Consider the following 19,658-nt stretch of genomic DNA (forward strand, 5'->3'; position numbering starts at 1 on the left):
GGGAATTTGGTTGAAAATTAACCACTTATTGGTATAATGACAGCTGGAGGAGATGATATTGACTTTTAACAAATTTTTGCAAATGATTATCGCTGCACTTTTCTTAATGGTTTTTACGTTTTGTACCTGGTATGAAGGCAGTGAAATTCTGGATAGACCTTGGGAATGGGGGTATTCCACGCATTTCACACAAGTTAATGCTGATCAGGCGATGGATACAGATGATATTTCGAATTTCGATTATTTGGTTTATGCCGCAAAATTCAAACCGTTATTTCCATTTCTGATGGTCCTCGCAGCATCATATTTAATCATACTTACGGGATATATCCTATTCAAAAGAAGTATTAAAAAAATGGCACTATTCTTGTTGGGACTGGGTATCCTTTTTCTGCTTTCAAGTGGTTTTGTATCCAATTCCCCGACTGTTGGAGGAAATATCTTTCAATCATTTTTTCTGATAGGCGGAATGATAGCCATATTAAGTGCAGCTCTATATTATTTCAGGATACCAACAGGATTCCATACTGAAATTTAAAGTCACAAGGCTGCCGATGAGGCAGCTTTTTTTGTAAAGTGATGATTGTAATTGACACAAAAGAACGAAAAATAATAGTCATTTTCGCGAAATTCTTAGATTGAACTTCACTGGAATTTAGTTTATATTTAAGCCGAAATTGAGTACCAGTTGCTATATTACCAAAGGTGGACCCTTATCGGTTCAATGCACGCACCTTTCAAATAAAGGGATATGCTGTTAAAAGCAAAACGTCCAGTTTCCTGTAAAGAAGTGTGATGCAGATGGGAAAAAGAAATAAAGCGAAAAGGTGATAATATGTCAGGCAAAATCAAAATTGAACAGCCAAAGATCCCCCAAGACTTAACTCAAGCTAACTTTCAGGAAATATATTATCAAGATGAGCCTTATCTTGATTCCTGTATCATAACCAATTGCACGATCGATAGAGAAAAGATGGACAAAATCGTATTATCACAGGTTGTTTTTAAAAATGTGACATTCAGCGATGTATCTTTCAGGAATATCGAGCTGACGGATGTCATTTTTGATCATTGCGATTTGACGAATGCCGATTTCATGGGTGGCTCGATTCATCGGGTGGAATTCAAAGAATCCAAACTTTTAGGCATTAACCTGTCTGACGCAAGTTTAGGGAATGTCTCCTTTGAGAAATGCAACTTGAATTTAAGTGCTTTTGGTTATTCCAGTTTAAAGCAAGTGAAGTTCGATCATTGCTCATTGGAAAGTGCTGATTATTATGAGTGTAAATTCATCAAAGTGAAGTTCGAAACATGTAGGTTAAATGAAGTGAACTTTTCCCGGACACCGCTCAAAGGAATTGATATTAGCAGTTCTACATTTCAAAGGCTTACCGTATCCATGGAAGATTTAAATGGATGCGAAGTTTCCCCGGACCAAGCGATAGTCTTTGCAGCCATGCTTGGACTGAAAATTAAAGAGTGAACCTTTTAAGATGAAAAGAATGACCTAATGGAGAGTAAACTGCGCTGGCGGAGAGATCTTCCAATAAAGCTGCCATTACTATAAGAAAACGAGGGGCCACCGATTAGGTGGCCCTTTTTGAGTTGGTTTGTAGCTAATTAAGGGAAGTTTTGTTGGGGTTTTGTGGTAAAAACAGGCGAGGTGAATATGAATATATAGATTTTGAGGAGTAGGAATGTTTGCACAAATACAGGATTACTTTACAATATTTGTTAGGTGGATTGAGATAAGGGGGATTGAACGTTGATTATCAATAAGGTCACTTTGTATAGTCATGCATGGAATGAAATGCGGAATTTTTATGTTGATGTGCTAGGCTTTGAGTTAATATCGCAAACTGATGATGGTTTTGAAATGAAGGCAGGGGAAAGTGTGCTAGAAATCAAAAAATATCATCACCAAGAAAAGCCTTTTTATCATTTTGCCATGAACATACCGACCAATTTATTTACTTTGGCAAAAGCATGGGCGAAATCAAAAGTGGAATTGACTAGGGAAGATGATGAGGACGAAGTTTTTTTCAGCTATTCAGATGCACATGCTTTTTATTTTTTAGACCCATCAGGCAACATTGTCGAGTTCATATCGAGATATTCCGTATCACCCACATCCGAGGCTGAGTCTTTTTCAGTCCAAGACGTCCTGTGCATTAGTGAAATAAACATTACGACAGATGAAGTGAGGGTTTTGGGAAATCAGTTGATCAGTAATGGTGTACCTGTAAGGAGTGGTGAGGCGATAAGTGAAGATGGATTGAATTTCATGGGGGAACATGAAGCAGGTGCGTTTTTACTTTTAGGTCCAAGGAAACGGCGTTGGATTTTCTCGGATAAGGTGTCGGAAATCTTTCCGCTTTCGCTAGTCATAAATCAGCAACTAGATATTTCATTGGATGGCGAAGGATTAATGGAATTGAAAAAAGTGGAATGATATAGATTTATATTTTGGTAATAAAATTCATAAGACCGATTCAATCATGAAAGCGAACGCAGAAGCAGGGCTGCCTGCCATTATGTATCTCAAACCACGATTTAATCTCATTACTGATGCAAGTCATATGATAATAAGCTTGTTACTCCTAATATATAATTAGGAGTTTCACTTTTTTTAAATAAGGCTATGTTAAAATTTTGAATAAATCGTAATCATTTATGGTAATCTGATTTATTTTAGAAAACAAAAGGTACAATTCGGATACTATGGCAACGATATTAGCTGAGCTTGTTAACTCACCATTTACTCCTTCTGCTCACAAATGTCGGTTAGTTGTGTATATTTATATTTTTACTTTTTAAATTCTCTAAACTCATCAACATAGAAAGCTACTTAACCACAATTTGGGCATACAGATGCTTTAGGGTTTGCAGAAACACTACTGAAAAGTCCTTTCTTTTGACTAATCTTTATCCCATACATTCCGCCCTGAACATTTACTTTGCAATCATCTATCATTTCAGTTTGGCATTGATTACAAATTCGATTCATGAAAACACTCCTTTTTCATTTAAAAAACTACTTAAGTAGAAACACTCAGAATTCAATGTTGATTTTAACATAAATATCCAAAAGAGCTTGTGACATTTTGGAATTACATAAGAAAAGTCATGTTTAATAGAGGAAAAATTGTTTAGCAGTCTAAAAGAATTTAACAACACCATTTTCATGTTCCTAACCGAACATAAAAATAAAGTGAATACTGCACCATAACCGAAGGAGCCAGCCATGAAAAAAAGAAGTTTATTGATAACGATGGGCGTGATCATTTTCGGGATCATTGCCTCGATAGCATTGGTATCTCAAACCAAAAAGAAAGAGATCGCCGGTAAAAGGGTATTTCCACAGCATACAGTCTATCAAGCGGGTACGATAAAACCTGACAATCTTTTACAGGAGGAGATGGATGCTGCCGTAGCGAATTTTTATGAAACCTGGAAAAGTGAATATCTTAAGGAGCCTGCGGATAAAAATGATCAATTTTATATTTTTTACAATGATAAAGGTTATGCAGAGCCCAAAAACGCAGTGACCGTTTCTGAAGCGCATGGTTATGGGATGATGATTACGGCGATCATGGCAGGCAGCCAGGACAAGCAGTACTTCGATGGGCTTTATCGTTTTTATAAAGCACATGGAAGTGATAATGACCCTTCATTAATGGCATGGCAGCAAGTAAAGGATAAATCGGGTAAAATCATCAATACGCCAGGGGATGCCGATTCAGCAACTGATGGCAATATGGATATCGCCTATTCGTTATTATTGGCCGATCGCCAGTGGGGAAGTGAAGGGGAAATCGACTATCTTGCCAGTGCAAAGGACATCTTGGATGCGATCATGTCGAATGAGATAAATCGGTCGCAGTCCCTGGTTAAACTGGGGGACTGGGCGGATGATAAAGATGACGTATACGGACAATCGACTCGTTCATCTGACCATCTTCTCAATCATTTTAAGTCATTTGAGGCGGCAACTGGGAATGATGAATGGAAAGATGTAACGGATAAGGCCTATGCGGTCATTCATTCGATTTATGAGGAGAAAAGCGGCAATACTGGCCTCGTCCCGGACTTCATCGTACAATTCAAGGGAGAATACCAGCCGGCAGAAGCTGATTTTTTAGAAGGGGAGAATGACGGCAATTATAGCTGGAACAGCAGCAGGACCCCTTGGCGCTATACGCTCGATTTCTTACTGACTGGTGATGAAAGAGCGCTGCCGCAATTAAAGCGGATGAATGCTTGGATTAAAGCAGAAACGGATGGCAACCCTGAAAATATCCAATCCGGCTATACGCTAAGCGGAAAAGCCGTGGAAGAAGGGAATAGTACAAGCTTCGTTGCTCCATTCATGGTGAGTGCCATGGTTGATTCCTCCAATCAGCAATGGATTAACATGTTATGGAATCGGACGATACAGGAACAAGATGATGATGATTATTTTGCCAATACGGTAAAATTACAGACAATGATCGTGGTTTCAGGTAACTGGTGGGCGCCATGACAATGAAGAAACTTAATTAAAGATGAAAAGGAGTTTGATGAGAATGATGAAGGTCACACCGTTCTTGATGTTCGAAGGTAAGGCGGAGGAAGCAATGAATTATTACACATCTTTAATCGAAGGATCGAAAATAACCAGCATGATCCGGTATGGTGCAAATGAAGCAGGTACAGAGGGAAGTGTCATGCAGGCTACCTTTACCTTGAAGGATCAGGAATTTATGTGCATCGATAGCTATGTTAAGCATCAATTTACGTTTACACCTTCGTTTTCAATATTCCTTACATGTGATAGTGAAGAGGAAATTGACAGGCTTTATTCGAGGTTAACTGATGGCGGACAAGTGCTGATGCCATTGGGTGATTATTCCTTTAGTAAGAAGTTCGGATGGATATCTGATAAATTTGGTGTTTCCTGGCAACTTACTCTCCCAATATGAATGTAAAAAGGCCACTGAATAGTGGCTTTTTAGTTTGTTGACTAAAGGAGATTCGGAAGTGTCTCACCCCGAACCATAATTTTTAAAAGAAGACTTTGCGAGGCTTTTCCCGAAGCATAGATAAGGTACATAAACCGGGAAAGAGTTAGATAGATCCAGGATAAACCGTTTGTGCTGTAAAGGAATTAATTATATATTAATCCTTGAGTACATTAATTCATGGATTAAAGTATGATGATAAGAAAAGCCCGGAGGAGACGATCATGAAAAATATCAATACTGAACAAGAATACCGTGAACAAATCAACCAAGAGGGACTGACGGTCGGGATTTTTACGACTACATGGTGTCCGGACTGCAAACGTTTAGACATGTTCATCGATGAGATCACTCAAGAACATCAAGACAAACAGTGGTTTACAATCGATCGTGATGATTTCCCTGAGATTTCTGAAGAGCAAACGGTAATGGGAATTCCATCATTATTAGTATTTAAAAATGGAGAAAAGGTTGCACACCTGCACAGTGCAAATGCTAAAACTCCAGAAGCGGTCAATGAATTTCTAAAAGACCTATAAAAGATCCCTAACAAAGGTGAACCCCGAATGGTGCTGTAATAAGGGGTTCACCTTTTTTTTAGAAATTTTTTCTAGAAATAACTTGATTTCTAAGATGAAACGGGTTTTAATTATAGATACTGAATATCCATTATGGATATCGAATATCCATATAGATACTGAAAGAGGTGAACTGATTTGCAATTTACAAAAGGGGTAGAGCAAGCTATATGCATTATTGTTATACTCTCTACCCAGGATAAAAATGTACCGCTTTCGTCAAATGAGATCAGCAGGCGATTAGAAGTGTCTCCTTCTTATTTGAAAAAAATCATAAGGAAATTGGTCGTTAAGCAGATAATCACTTCCGTTCCTGGTAACAATGGCGGCCTTACTCTTGCCAAAAGTGTAGATAAGATTAAAAACCTTGAAATTATTGAGGCGATGGAAGGCCCCATTTCGATGTTTCCGGATACAGGACTTATAGAAAAAGCGTTTAAAGATGGAGAGTATGCAGAGAAGGGGATGGACGTCCTTCGTCGGATGTTTTCTCGGGCGGATCAACTATTAGTGGATTTCTTTTCCAGTCAAACAGTGGCTGATTTGCTTAAAGAAAGCTTTGGCACCACGGACATACCGACTCTTAATTGGAATTCGGGGTCATTGAGTGAAGTACTGCGTGAAAAGAAAGGTGAAAAGAAGTGAACATGCTTAAACAAGAATGGAAGCTTTTCCTTACAAATCGAAAACTGGTCGGTGTGGCAATAGTTTTACTGTTCGTTCCGATTATTTATGGGGGGTTATTCCTTAGTTCTGCCTGGAATCCATACGGGAATACAGGTAAATTACCTGTTGCGGTCGTGAATAAGGATGTGAAGGCGGAATATGAGGGGAAAACCTTAACAGTCGGTAATGAGCTAATCGAGCAATTAAAGGACAATGATGATTTAGAATGGCATTTCGTAACGGAAAAAGCGGCGAAAAAAGGATTCGATGATGGTACATATTATATGGTCGTTACCATTCCGGAAGACTTTTCAAAAAATGCTTCAACCGTCATGGATGATAAGCCAAAAAAAATGAATTTAACGTATGACGTGAATCCTGGACGCAGTTTCGTTTCTGAAACGGTCGGAAAACAGGCAACGAATAATTTGAAAACGGAAATTGCCGAAAGTGTCACAAAAGAATATGCGGAAGCGATCTTCTCACAACTGGATGAAATCGGAGAAGGATTCGGCGATGCAGCAGATGGGGCATCAAAACTGGATGACGGTGCTGAAAAACTGCATGATGGAAACAAAGAAGTGACAGAAAATCTGAATAAATTAGCTTCCAGCACATTAACCTTTAAAGATGGGGCGAATAAACTTCAAGTTGGCGTCGGCGAGTTTTTGGAAGGAGCAAATAAGCTTGAAAGTGGCGCGTCGGAATTAAATAAGGGAATTTCACAATACACTTCCGGTGTCGGTGAGTTGCAAAAGGGTGCGGACGAACTCGCATCAGGCACAGGGGAATTAACTAATAATAGTGAAGCACTTATACAAGGTTCTTCTCAGCTTTCCACTGGGCTGGCCAAAGTGGTTCCAGGAGCCCAAAGTTTAAATACTGGTTTGGCACAAGCGCAAACAGGCAGTGCGAATTTGAATGATGGGTTGAATCAATTATCACAAAATGCAAGCCAGCTGACGGACCAATCGACAGGAATTCCAAAATTGGCAGCAGGTCAGCAGAGTTTAAATGAGGGAATCAATAAATTGGCAGAAGGAAGCCAGGCGTTAAATGACGGCCTGAAAAAAATGGATGGCCAATTACCAGCAGAGGATCAGCTAAGTCAACTTAAGCAAGGACTGACTAGCATTCAAAGCGGTGTAAATCAATTGCAAGAAGCGGTTCCCGCAGGAAGCAGCACGTCCGGTACCGTATCAGGCATTACTGAAGACCTCAAGAATAGCCAAGCGGCTTTAACGGAACTTCAATCAACGATTGCGAATAATGGGCAAAGCACAATCAATGCCGTTCAAAACACGGAAGCGTTCAAAAGCATGGCCAGTGAACAACAATCCGAATTAATCGGAGCCATTCAAAATGAACTTCAAAACCAAGCGGGAGCACAAAAACAAATTGCATCGACTCTTGCTGCAAGTGTATCCGACTTATCGACGCAATTAACGGATAAAGTAATGCCAGTATTGAATGGATTAGGCCAGCTTCCGGAACAAGTGGCCAATTTAAATAATGCGGTGAATAAGGTCAATCCAAACGCCGTTTCAGCGTTAAACGGATATACGGCAATAAGGAACGCACTGGAAGAACAATTGATTCCTGGTGCAACCCAATTAAACGGCGGCTTGAATGAAGCTGCTGAAGGCAGCAATCAATTAACGGCGGCAACACAAAGTTTAAATGAACGTACACCAGAATTAGTGAAGGGGATCAACCAGTTAGCACAAGGCGGTTCCTCGTTAAATAATGGCCTTTCAAAACTATCTGAGGGATCTGGTCAGTTGGTTGATGGAGTATCACAACTTCAATCAGGGTCATCCTCCTTTGGGAATGGTCTTGAGAAGTACGCATTCGGTGTTAGCCAAGTTGGCGAAGGGGCAAACAAACTTGCTAATGGGGCCAATCAACTGAATGCCAACTCAGCTGCCTTGAACGAGGGCTCATCAGCACTTGTTAAAGGCACTGAACAATTGGCAAGCAATCTGCCTACTTTAAGCAATGGAGTCATCCAGCTTGCTGATGGCGCAGGTAAAATCAATGAAGGCTCATCAGCACTTGCTGAAGGTTCCGGTAAATTGGGTGATGGAATTTCCTCACTTAAAGATGGAACGGTCGAGCTTTCGGAAAAACTCAGTGATGGTGCAGAAGAAATAAGTGAAAATAAAACAACCGATAATAATTACAGCATGATTGCTGAGCCGACACAGGTTAAAGAACAAAAAAGCAGTGACGTGCCGAATTATGGTCATGCACTGGCTCCTTATGTATTGTCTCTTGGGTTATTTGTAGGAGCTATTGCCTTCAATATGGGATTCCCGACAGGCTTGCCTTCTACAAGGCCTACATCTGGAGTGGCATGGTGGTTCAGTAAATTTACGGTCCTATTTATCCAAGCGACGCTTTCGGCATTAGTGTTGGATGCGATCATGATTTGGGGAATGGATTTACAGGTCGAGAACATGGGACAATTCATTGGGGTTTCCATACTGACTTCCCTTACCTTCATGTTCATCGTTACCTTCTTGACCGTAGGATTTGGAAATCCAGGTCGTTTATTGGCGATGATATTCCTTGTATTACAGCTAGGTGCAAGCGGAGGGATGTTCCCAGTGGAACTGACCAATAACTTCTTCAGTCATGTTCACCCGTTCATACCGATGACATACTCTGTCATGGGCTTCCGTCAGGCGATGAGTACGAGCCTTGGAGCGGATGCATTGACAACGAGTATAGTATTCCTTACTGGATGCATCATTGTCTTTAATCTACTGTTATTGCTAACGATGGTCATCAAGAAGCGCAAAGCGCACAATATTGAGCTGGATGCATAAATTAATGAAGAAAACCCCCGGTGCAATGCGCCGGGGGTTTTTCTTATGATGTTTCATCCGTGTCCTTTTCTTTTTCGATGATTTTCAATCCATTTTCCCCTGAACTTTCAATCACATGTTTAAGGATGGATAGTTTGTTATCCCAAAAATGATCGTAAAAGGAAAGCCACTGTTTCAATTCCGCTAAAGGTTCTGGCTGAAGCCGAAAGCGTTTTTCTCTTCCTACCTTCCGGCCACTGACCAATTCAGCTTCAGAAAGGATATGAAGATGCTTGGCAATCGCTGTACGGCTCATGGAAAAGTGAGAAGTGATTTCTGAAATGGGTAAATCCCCTTCAGCAAGCAATTGCAGGACCTTTCTGCGTGTTGGGTCGGCGATAGCCTGAAATACATCATGCTTTTCTGCTGCAGACACTTAGCCCTCAACAGCCTTTTTAAGTTTTTGATTAACGATCTGTTCCCAGCCATGATCCATTCTATCGCGAATGACTGAGCTTTTTTCGTTCGGTTTCGGAAGAATCGTTTCAGGCTCTTTCCAACCACCATGAATAAGGGTGAACTCCGTTTTGTCATCCAGTTCTTTTAAAATGAACGAAATGAACCAACCGTCCGTATCCCAACTGAATGAGAGCCGATGAGGAGCATCTAACTCCATTACCTTACAAGGAGAAGGACCAAAAGGTGATTGCACATGGAACTCATGTCCCACTTTCGGTTGAAAATCATTTGGCATGAACCATGAAGCTATGCCCTCAGCAGTCGAAACTGTATCCCAAACTTTTTGGATAGGAGCTTCAAGAATAATCGTCTTCTTGATATCCTGTAATGTATGTTGATTTTCCATACTGATTCTCCTTTTTAATTAAAGATATGAAACCAATTGGTTTTGCTTTGTTGATTATATAAAACCTTTTGGTTTCATGTCAATAATTTGTTTCAAGCGACTCCTTTTTATTCATTGCAGCCTGCTTAATTACCCAAGTCTTCAATTTGTTTTGCCAATCCAGTTATATTATCGATTGATTTCATAATCTCTGAGTCTTCTAATGCATTAGGATCAATTTGACCATTTTCAATATTATTTAGATATAATTCAATGCCCTCTGAAAGCTGTTGATTTGAGCTGACGATCTTCTCGTGGATGCCTTCAGCGATTTGGGGTGGTTCAGTTGCATTGAATTCTTCAATCTCCGTTTTCATCAATTCCAGTTCTTTTTCAAGATTTGCTCTTGCATCAGCATTCGTGACGGCGTCTTGTGACAATGCGGGCACCTCATTGGAAAAATCCTTAACGGTATTTACATACTCCGTAGCATTATCTGCATACTCCAATGATGAATTGACTTCTCCCAAAAGCGAGCATCCGCTTAATGTAAGGATGGACAGTACAGCAATGGTCATTATTTTTTTCATATGTGCCTCCAATGTAATTTATTTATAGTAATGATCAAATAGGCAGAAATCTCTTTTTGTAAATCGCTGCAATGGAATTCAGTATGAAGCCAGGGATCTTCTTCGGGAAAAATGACTTCGAATAGAAAAGGTGAAATGCACTTTTCAAGTCGTGCCACTGATTGCAGGATTTCACTTGCTTAAACCTTGCAACGTCAATGATCTTCACCTTTTTTTCGGAAGTGATGAAGATGTTTCGTAAATGGATATCCGAAGGATTCAATCCCTCTTTCCTTGCCAATTGCAGAGCATGGTCTATCTCCGCGATGTTTTCTTCCGTTATCGGGATTCCCAATGTTAAACATTCAAAAAGAGTGTTGCCTTCAATATGATCTATAACCAGGTAATTTACCCCCGCATCATATAAGGTTGGATAGTATTCGATGGATTGGACGGTTTTGTATATTTCAGCTTCAATTTTAGCTGTGTGAGTATGATCCGGGAAAAACACTTTTAGTGCTTTATTGGTGGAATGTATTCTGAATACATATGCGCTGCGGCCTTTTCCGATTAGTGATAAAGATGGGTCGGCATCAAGCAATATATGCTTTTTATCATCGGAAATCTTAACGCTTTGAGCTAATTCATTATAGTTCTGCATACTTTTCACCTCTATTGTGCAATTTTTTCGAATCAAAAAAGACGGTATAACCGATTATTGGTTATACCGTCTTTTAAAAATTAAAAGACCTCACCAAATAATCGGCAAGGTCTTGCAAACAACTAAAATCAGTTGCCAATAAAGCCGAGGATTCAATCCTGTACTGACGACTTTATTGTATAGCTACTCCCCTTAACAGAAGGATTCTTATAAGTTATATACAGTAATTATATAGGTTATTGCCTCGATCCGTCAAATATAAGGATCGTGTGCTCACTCTTTATGTATATTCGGTAAATGCAGAAAGATGCTCGTCTCATAAGGATTAATTTGAGAGCTAAGTAATTATATCAATATACTTTATTTTCATTATTGGCTTGTCGCGTAAGCTCCATTACGAATATTTCTAATTAATTACTAAAATGTCTAATAGTTTACTATTGTGTTACAATCTCCTTCATCTCCCTATAGATCTAAAGGAATATGATATATTTTAGACGAATGAGCATAAATGCCTATATTATTATACTAATTTTAACCGATATTTAAATAAATGTTAAAAACATAATTCTTTAGTAGGGAGAATGAGGTGAAGAAATTAATTATACCAACTTTCTGTTTTGCAGTGTTGTCTACAGTTGCTTTCGAAGAAAAAATATCTGCAGCTCCACTACATGCTGAACAGGCCAATATTGAAGACGTCATGTTTGTAGATGTGAATTCCGGTTCGCTCAATATGAGAAAAACCGGGGCGGAAGGTGCAAGCATAGTTGCAAAGCTGGCAAATGGCACACAGGTAACGGTGTATTCGGAATCTAAAGGCTGGGCGAAGATCAAAGCCAACGGAAAAGATGGATATGTTAGTACCAAGTATTTATCGGCAACAAAGCCAGGGACTTTAACGAAAGCTGCAGTAACCATTAAAACGACAACGAAATATGTGAATTTGAGCACAGGTTCACTAAAAATGCGAAAAAGCGGCAGTGATAGTGCCGGCATAGTCGCGAAGCTGACAAGGGGCACACAGGTGGCGGTGTATTCGGATTCCAAAGGCTGGGCGAAGATCAAAACCAATGGAAAAGAAGGATATGTCAGTACCAAGTATCTATCGGCAACGAAGCCAGGAACGGTAACCAAAGCTACGGCGACCGTTAAAACGACAACGAAATATGTGAATTTGAGCACAGGTTCACTTAATATGCGAAAAAGCGGTAGTGATAGTGCCGGCCTGATCGCGAAGCTGACAAGAGGCACACAGGTAACGGTGTATTCGGAATCGAAAGGCTGGGCGAAAATCAAAGCTAATGGAAAAGAAGGATATGTCAGTACCAAGTATCTATCGGCAACGAAGCCAGGAACGGTAACCAAAGCTGCGGCAACGGTTAAAACGACAACAAAATATGTGAATGTCAGTACGGGTTCACTTAATATGCGAAAAAGTGGAAAAGCTACCGCAAGCATTGTGGCAATACTTTCAAAAGGAACGAAAGTGACGGTTTATTTGGAATCGAAAGGCTGGGCGAAAATCAAAGCCAATGGAAAGGACGGATATGTCAGCACCAAATATCTGTCTGCTGCAAAGCCAGGATCGGGATCAACGGCAGCCACACCTGAAAAAACGACGACAAAATATGTAAACGTAAGCTCTGGAACGCTCAATATGAGAAAAAGCGGATCGGAAAGCGCGAGCTTGGTCGCGAGGCTTTCAAAAGGAACGAAAGTGACGGTCTATTCGGAATCCAAAGGCTGGGCCAAAGTCAAAGCAAATGGAAAAGACGGCCATGTCAGTGCCAAATATCTATCGATAACAAAACCAGGAACGGAAACGAAGCCTTCCATACCTGAAAAAACGACGACGAAATATGTAAACGGAAGCTCTGGAACGCTCAATATGAGAAAAAGCGGGTCGGAAAGCGCGAGCATAGTCGCAAAGCTGTCAAAAGGAACGGAAGTGACGGTGTATTCGGAATCCAAAGGTTGGGCGAAGATCAAGGCCAATGGGAAGGATGGATATGTCAGTACTGCCTATCTTTCAACGACAAAGCCTGTAACGGATTCCAAACCATCCATACCTGAAAAAACGACGACTAAATATGTAAATGTCAGCTCGGGTTCTCTGAATATGCGGAATAAGCCGTCAGATAGTGCTTCCGTCATTGTGAAATTGGCAAGGGGTGTAGAGGTAGAAGTCATCTCGGAATCAAATGGCTGGTCAAAAGTTAAAGCGTATGGCGGAGAAGGTTATGTCAGTACGCAATATCTATCAGCAACGAAGCCTGGTTCTTTACCGGGGCTGAATCCGGACAAAGAAGAAAACACGGTAGTTAAATATGTAAATGTGAATGATGGCTCCAGTCTGAATATGCGGTCTGCTGCATCAGCTTCCGCTTCAATTATAGCCAAGCTTATAAACAATACGGCCGTAACGGTGTATTCAGAGTCTAATGGCTGGTCAAGAGTCACGGCCAATGGAAAAACGGGATATGTAAGTTCACAATATTTAACGGTCAAAGCACCGGAAGGTCCAGGAAGTTCGAATGGATCGATAATCAGGATTGATAAAGAGTATAATCTTTCGATGGAAAAAATGGTTGAAATTCAAATGGCCGTAAATGGGCAAACGGATAAAAAGTATAAAACCTACATACGTGAAGATGGGCTAACTTTAATCAATTCAACAAAAGGTACGGTAAAAGGAACCGGATGGCGTGTCAGGGGCGGAGCTGGATCTAATTATTGGGTAGTCGGTCCAGTCAGCAATAATCAATCTATGAATATTAAATCAAAAGTAAAGGGCTCTGACGGATACTATTGGTATGAGGTGGACTATAACAAGACATGGGTAAATGCCAATCCGGAAGATATAGAATATAATCTCAACCCAATTAATTTTGTGAATGATCCAATCGATTCATTTCAATTCGTCAAGCTCTCCCAAGTCACCAGTATGAACGTTTCTGAAGTGAATAATAGAATCCTTTCAGGTAAGGGAATTTTACAAGGCCAAGCTGCAACCTTCACTGCGGCAGGGGAAAAATATGGGGTCAATGAAATCTACCTGATTTCACATGCTTTGCTGGAGACCGGGAATGGCACTTCTCCGTTAGCGACTGGCGTAAAGGTGAGCGGGAAAACGGTCTATAATATGTATGGAGTGGGAGCCTTTGACGGAACGGCGGTAAGCAGCGGTGCTCAATACGCCTATAATGCAGGCTGGTTCACTCCGGAAGCGGCCATCATAGGCGGTGCCGAATTCATCGCCAAAGGATATATCTCTGCTGGACAGGACACGCTTTACAAAATGAGATGGAATCCTACAGCTGCAGAGAAATATGGATATGCTTCACACCAGTATGCAACTGATATTGGCTGGGCAACAAAACAAGTGAAACAGATTTATAATTTGTATAGTTTATTAGATTCCTATAAATTGACGATTGAAGTTCCTAAGTACAAATAAGAAAACGGTAAAAAAAACACATGAGTCCGACTCATGTGTTTTTTTGCTATTTAGTTTTATCCTTTTCCAGAATACCCCTAACGACATCTTCGATCGTTACCACTCCCAATGCCTTTTCCAAGGCAAGTTCAGCAACTGAAAAGATGGGTTCTATTGTATCTTGTATATTTCTTCCAACAGTGCATGCTGGATTAGGATTTTCATGGATTCCAAATAATTCTTTATCGGAGACAACATTAACAGCCTGATAAACATCGAGCAAAGTAATATCCGATAAGCTCTTGGCCAATGTCGCTCCGGCGATACCCGGCCGAACGTTCACTAAACCTGCATTCTTCAGCATGCCGGTGATTTTTCTAATTAAGGCTGGGTTCGTGTTTACACTTTTTGCTATAAAATCAGAAGTGTTAACGCCTTCTTTGTTTATTTCTAAAAGAGATAATATATGGATTCCTACGGAAAAGCGGGTACTGATGGACATCTCTTTTTTCTCTCCTTTAAAATCTCTATTCTTATATAGTATAAATTATTTAACATGTAATTCAAGTGGTTACAAGTTATAATGGCCTGCAAGAATAATATTTATCCATTAAACGTTTCCTTGTCAAGTCACGCCGTTTCTGCAAGAGCAAAAATAAAAGGTATGTGTAATTGACAAACCATCATGATGAAACTTATATTATAACGTGTAAATGAATCAGTTACAGGTGAAAACGTGCAGGAAGGGGGAACTGAAATCGGCCGCTATGGCTGGAGAAGGAATATCGACACAACTACAAGTGATGGAGGTATATGATGGCTAATAAAAAAAAGGGTAATCAAAAACAATCTTCTGCATTCACGTTTTGGATCATAGGCTTAATCGCTGTAATCATTATTGGCTTTATATTTTTGGCAAATGGGAAAGACGAAGATACAGCCGTTAATGAAATCGATTATAAATCACAGCCTTATTTGGGAGAAAAATCGGCTCCTGTCCAAATAGTGGAATTTGGTGATTATAAATGTCCAGTCTGCAAGACATTCGAGGAACAATTCTTTCCTTCTATACAAAGTGAATTGATTGATACAGGAAAAGCGCAATTTTATTTCATGAATTATTCGTTCATTAACGTCGATTCAACCAGATCCGCTAAATTTGCGGAAAGCGTTTATCAGGAATTGGGAAATGATACCTTTTGGAAGTTTCATGAGCTGTTGTACGATAAGCAGCCAGCTGACCTGAAATATGAAAAGGAAGATGTCTTTACGGACAAATTCTTAGAAGAAACATTGAAAGAAATCGCAAATGACAAAGATGTGAAAAAGGTCGTTTCCTCTTTTAAAGCCGATAAGTCCGAGGACCAATGGAACAAGGATATGGAGTTGGCCGACGAATTGGGCGTTTCGGGAACTCCTTCCTTATTTGTCGATGGCAAGAAGTTTGAAGGAAATACAATTGATGATTTAGTGAAAATGGTTGATGATGCAGCGAAGGAGAAATAGTGATGAACAAGCCACTATTATTTTCTTGGCTCCTGTCCATCATGGCCACTGCTGGAAGTCTCTACTTTAGTGAGATTCTCCATTATGTACCCTGTACCTTTTGTTGGTATCAAAGGATCTTGATGTACCCGCTCGTTATTTTATTGGGCCGGGCCTTTTATGAGCAAGACCTGAAAATTTATCGATACATCCTCCCATTATCGATTCTGGGCATGTTGGTGTCAGGGTATCACTATTGTCTGCAAAAAATTCCAGCCCTACAGCATTTCGAAATGTGCCAAAGCGGTATTCCCTGCTCAGGTGAGTATATAAACTGGCTAGGATTCATCACGATCCCGTTTTTGGCCTTTATCGCTTTTACTCTCATCACTATCTGCATGGGACTGCTAATGAAAAAGAAAATCAACATGTAATTAAGCGCACCATTCTAAAAGGAATGGTGCTTTTTTATATATATCGACGAAAATCTGCAATATATCTACGAAAAACAGGATATATCTCCGAAACTTGCGATATATCTCCGAAAATCTGCAATATATCTCCGAAACTTGCGATATATCTCCGAAAATCTGCAATATATCTCCGAAACTTGCAATATATCTCCGAAGAACTGCAATATATCTACGAAAAATAGGATATATCTCCGAAACTTGCAATATATCTACGAAAATCTGCAATATATCGACGAAAAACAGGATATATCTCCGAAACTTACGATATATCGACGAAACACCTCTAAATAATAAAAGTTGACAAACGGCAACCTGTAACTTATATTATTACATGTAATCAATTAAGTTACAATTAAAGTTTCAAAGAAAATATATAGGAGGAATTTAAAATGAAAATCGGTATTATTGGTGCGAGCGGAAAAGCTGGAAGTCTGATTTTGAAGGAAGCATTGACTAGGGGACATGAAGTTACGGCTATTGTCAGGGATGAAGCTAAAGTCCAAATTCAAGGAGCATCCGTACTGGAAAGAGACGTATTCGATCTGAAAGCAGAAGATATTAAAGAATTTGATGTGGTAGTGAATGCCTTTGGCGCTGCTCCAGGGAAAGAACATCTGCATGTCGAGGCAGGAAGAATTTTGATTGAGGCAATGAAAGGGGCTCCTCAAACTAAACTGATTGTTGTTGGCGGAGCTGGAAGCCTTTTCGTTGACGAGGCAAAAACGATCCGTGTACTGGATACGCCTGAGTTCCCTAAAGAATACTATGCAACAGCCTTTAATCAATCCAAGAACCTTGGAGATCTACAAAATGCAACTGGCATCCAATGGACGTTCATCAGTCCTTCCGCCTTCTTTGATCCGCAAGGAAATAGAACAGGCGGGTATAAACTGGGTAAAGACAACATTCTTGTAAACTCAAAGGGTGAAAGCTATGTAAGTTATGCCGATTTTGCCCTTGCAGTACTTGATGAAATTGAAAATCCGCAGCACATCAACCAACGCTTTACCGTTGTTGCCGAGGCTGAATAATTTGTAAGGTTTTAGTGGACGTCGCTCCTTGTGGTGACGTCCATTTTTTTGCCTCCATTTAAATGCATTTACAACAAATTTTTGCTAAAAATATTGACTGATGTCCATTTCTTGCTGATAATATAGCAAGAAAGTCCTATGAACGGATTTTTTCATTTATGGTAACTGTTATTTTTTTTGGTGAAAATACATATATTCCCCAACGGGAAACAAAGAAAGAAGGACTATGCGAAGATGGATTGGAAATGTTCTTATGACTCATGGGTGAATTTCGAAGCCCTTGATAATGAAATGAAATCATTACTTAACGAGATGCAAGATAATGAAAAAAATATAGAAGATGCGTTTTATAAGAACTTGGAATTCGGCACAGGCGGTATGCGCGGGGAAATTGGGGCAGGTACCAATCGGATGAATCTATATACAGTCCGTAAAGCAACATTGGGATTAGCCCATTATCTGCAATCCATGGGTGATGAAGCAAAACGCAGAGGTGTCGCGATTGCCTACGATTCACGTTTTAAATCGCCTGAATTTGCCTTGGAAGCAGCCAAAACCCTGGCCACAGAAGGAATCAAGGCTTATCTATTCGATGAGTTAAGACCAACGCCGGAGTTATCCTTTGCCGTTCGTGAACTGAATGCCTATGCGGGGATCGTAATCACAGCAAGTCATAATCCCCCTGAATATAATGGCTATAAAGTGTACGGGCCAGATGGTGCACAGCTTCCTCCGGCAACGGCTGATAAAGTGATTGAATTCGTGAATGCGATTGAAAACGAACTTGCCATTTCGGTAAAAGATGAAGAGACATTGAAGGAGCAAGGCCTCATCGAGATTGTTGGTGAGGAAATCGATGCCGCTTATAATGATAAATTGCTTACTGTGCCCGAAAACAAAGATCTAAGTGAAGAAGTTGATGTGACGGTAGTATTCACACCTCTTCATGGCACGGCAAATAAGTCTGTCAGACGGGCTTTACAAGATCTGGGATACGACAAGGTACATGTTGTAAAAGAGCAGGAATTGCCTGATCCCAATTTTTCGACAGTTCAATCCCCGAACCCGGAAGAGCATGCAGCATTTGAAATGGCCATTGAATTAGGAAATGAGGTATCGGCAGACCTGTTGATCGCAACAGATCCGGATGCAGACCGACTCGGTATCGCCGTTAAAAATAAAGATGGCGAATATGTGGTGCTAACTGGTAATCAGACAGGTGCACTAATATTGGATTATCTTTTAAAAGAAAAGAAAGCGAAAGGCACTTTACCTCCCAACGGAGTTGTCTTAAAAACGATAGTAACTTCTGAAATCGGGCGCAGGATCGCAAAGGAATATGGTTTAGGGACCGTTGATGTATTGACGGGTTTTAAATTCATCGCTGAAAAGATCAATGAATATGAGGAAAGCGGTAAGCACACGTTCTTATTTGGATATGAAGAAAGTTATGGCTATTTAATCAAGGATTTTGCCCGTGATAAAGATGCGATCCAAGCGGCCGTTCTTGCGGTGGAGGTTTGTGCCCACTATAAAAAACAGGGCATGGACCTATATGAAGGATTGCTTACCATCTTTGAAAAGTACGGATATTATCTGGAGGGACTTCAGTCAATGACCTTAAAGGGGATTGAAGGCGCCGGGCAGATTCAAGGAATACTGAATCAGTTCCGTGAGGCTCCTCCAAAACAAATTGCGGGAAAAGCTGTAACGATCCAGGAGGATTATCAAAGCGGTGTGAAGCTGACGGTGGGCACCAATAAGGAAGAAGTCATTGATTTACCTAAATCAAATGTAATTAAATACTTCCTTGAAGATGGCACATGGGTATGCTTGCGGCCATCTGGTACAGAACCTAAAATCAAATTCTATTTCGGTATCCAAGGTGAAACGATGGAAGAAGCCGAGCTGAAATTGAATCAGGTCATGAATGCTTTCATGGAAAATATTAATGAGATGATCAATAGCGCTAATTAGTTAGGTCTTAGGACCTATCGGTTATATAATGAAAAAAAATAAGGCCTTTTCCTGAAATATCGGGGAAAGGCCTTATTTTTTTCAAGCAGAAAGCGGGATATTGAATTGGGTGGAAGTTTTAACTT

Annotated in this window: 18 protein-coding genes; 13 read left to right on the forward strand and 5 right to left on the reverse strand. The window is 40.2% G+C overall.

Annotated features, from left to right (window positions below; translation table 11 throughout):
- Positions 1-58 precede the first annotated feature (58 nt).
- The 8 genes from BS1321_RS15855 to BS1321_RS15890 all read left to right on the forward strand — a co-directional run bounded on the left by BS1321_RS15855 (position 59) and on the right by BS1321_RS15890 (position 9,075).
- On the forward strand, positions 59-538 hold the full coding sequence (locus BS1321_RS15855; RefSeq protein ID WP_063234958.1) for a DUF4306 domain-containing protein: 480 nt from the start codon (positions 59-61) through the stop codon (positions 536-538).
- A 297-nt stretch (positions 539-835) separates the two neighbouring features.
- A complete protein-coding gene (locus tag BS1321_RS15860; protein ID WP_063234959.1) occupies positions 836-1,483 on the forward strand; it encodes a pentapeptide repeat-containing protein in 648 nt (215 codons plus the stop codon).
- A 282-nt stretch (positions 1,484-1,765) separates the two neighbouring features.
- A complete protein-coding gene (locus BS1321_RS15865; RefSeq protein WP_063234960.1) occupies positions 1,766-2,452 on the forward strand; it encodes a VOC family protein in 687 nt (228 codons plus the stop codon).
- Between the two features lie 792 nt (positions 2,453-3,244).
- Positions 3,245-4,522, forward strand: coding sequence for a family 8 glycosyl hydrolase (locus BS1321_RS15870; RefSeq protein ID WP_063234961.1), 1,278 nt, complete (start codon positions 3,245-3,247; stop codon positions 4,520-4,522).
- Positions 4,523-4,565: 43 nt separating this feature from the next.
- A complete protein-coding gene (locus BS1321_RS15875) occupies positions 4,566-4,961 on the forward strand; it encodes a VOC family protein (RefSeq protein WP_063234962.1) in 396 nt (131 codons plus the stop codon).
- A gap of 263 nt (positions 4,962-5,224) precedes the next feature.
- Positions 5,225-5,539, forward strand: coding sequence for a thioredoxin family protein (locus BS1321_RS15880; RefSeq protein WP_063234963.1), 315 nt, complete (start codon positions 5,225-5,227; stop codon positions 5,537-5,539).
- Between the two features lie 177 nt (positions 5,540-5,716).
- On the forward strand, positions 5,717-6,223 hold the full coding sequence (locus BS1321_RS15885) for an Rrf2 family transcriptional regulator (RefSeq protein ID WP_063234964.1): 507 nt from the start codon (positions 5,717-5,719) through the stop codon (positions 6,221-6,223).
- Between the two features lie 2 nt (positions 6,224-6,225).
- The gene (locus tag BS1321_RS15890) at positions 6,226-9,075 is read left to right on the forward strand and encodes a YhgE/Pip domain-containing protein (RefSeq protein WP_232522811.1); all 2,850 of its coding nucleotides are present in this window, start codon (positions 6,226-6,228) and stop codon (positions 9,073-9,075) included.
- Between the two features lie 43 nt (positions 9,076-9,118).
- On the opposite strand, the gene BS1321_RS15895 is transcribed toward BS1321_RS15890, so the two are convergent.
- From BS1321_RS15895 to BS1321_RS15910, 4 genes are all read right to left on the reverse strand, one after another.
- A complete protein-coding gene (locus tag BS1321_RS15895) occupies positions 9,119-9,490 on the reverse strand; it encodes an ArsR/SmtB family transcription factor (protein ID WP_063234966.1) in 372 nt (123 codons plus the stop codon).
- Complete coding sequence (locus BS1321_RS15900; RefSeq protein ID WP_063234967.1) at positions 9,491-9,919, reverse strand: SRPBCC family protein; 429 nt, start codon at positions 9,917-9,919, stop codon at positions 9,491-9,493.
- Between the two features lie 125 nt (positions 9,920-10,044).
- Entirely contained in the window at positions 10,045-10,488 is a 444-nt protein-coding gene (locus BS1321_RS15905) for a DUF6376 family protein (RefSeq protein WP_063234968.1), read from the reverse strand.
- 34 nt (positions 10,489-10,522) lie between these two features.
- On the reverse strand, positions 10,523-11,128 hold the full coding sequence (locus BS1321_RS15910; RefSeq protein ID WP_063234969.1) for a protein kinase family protein: 606 nt from the start codon (positions 11,126-11,128) through the stop codon (positions 10,523-10,525).
- Between the two features lie 589 nt (positions 11,129-11,717).
- On the opposite strand from BS1321_RS15910, the gene BS1321_RS15915 reads away from it, so the two are divergent.
- Positions 11,718-14,588, forward strand: coding sequence for an SH3 domain-containing protein (locus BS1321_RS15915; RefSeq protein WP_069981754.1), 2,871 nt, complete (start codon positions 11,718-11,720; stop codon positions 14,586-14,588).
- A 46-nt stretch (positions 14,589-14,634) separates the two neighbouring features.
- Here BS1321_RS15915 and BS1321_RS15920 read toward each other — a convergent pair whose 3' ends face one another.
- Positions 14,635-15,069 carry an Rrf2 family transcriptional regulator gene (locus BS1321_RS15920; RefSeq protein WP_063234970.1) on the reverse strand — a complete coding sequence of 145 codons (435 nt, stop codon included), beginning with the start codon at positions 15,067-15,069 and terminating at the stop codon, positions 14,635-14,637.
- A gap of 314 nt (positions 15,070-15,383) precedes the next feature.
- Here BS1321_RS15920 and BS1321_RS15925 point away from each other — a divergent pair, with 314 nt between their 5' ends.
- The 4 genes from BS1321_RS15925 to BS1321_RS15940 all read left to right on the forward strand — a co-directional run bounded on the left by BS1321_RS15925 (position 15,384) and on the right by BS1321_RS15940 (position 19,533).
- Complete coding sequence (locus tag BS1321_RS15925; RefSeq protein WP_063234971.1) at positions 15,384-16,073, forward strand: DsbA family protein; 690 nt, start codon at positions 15,384-15,386, stop codon at positions 16,071-16,073.
- Positions 16,074-16,075: 2 nt separating this feature from the next.
- Entirely contained in the window at positions 16,076-16,486 is a 411-nt protein-coding gene (locus BS1321_RS15930; protein WP_063234972.1) for a disulfide oxidoreductase, read from the forward strand.
- 428 nt (positions 16,487-16,914) lie between these two features.
- Positions 16,915-17,556, forward strand: coding sequence for an NAD(P)-dependent oxidoreductase (locus BS1321_RS15935; RefSeq protein ID WP_063236338.1), 642 nt, complete (start codon positions 16,915-16,917; stop codon positions 17,554-17,556).
- A 234-nt stretch (positions 17,557-17,790) separates the two neighbouring features.
- Positions 17,791-19,533, forward strand: coding sequence for a phospho-sugar mutase (locus BS1321_RS15940; RefSeq protein WP_063236337.1), 1,743 nt, complete (start codon positions 17,791-17,793; stop codon positions 19,531-19,533).
- Positions 19,534-19,658 lie beyond the last annotated feature (125 nt).

The sequence above is a fragment of the Peribacillus simplex NBRC 15720 = DSM 1321 genome, assembly GCF_002243645.1.
In the GTDB taxonomy this organism is placed as follows: Bacteria; Bacillota; Bacilli; order Bacillales; family DSM-1321; genus Peribacillus; species Peribacillus simplex.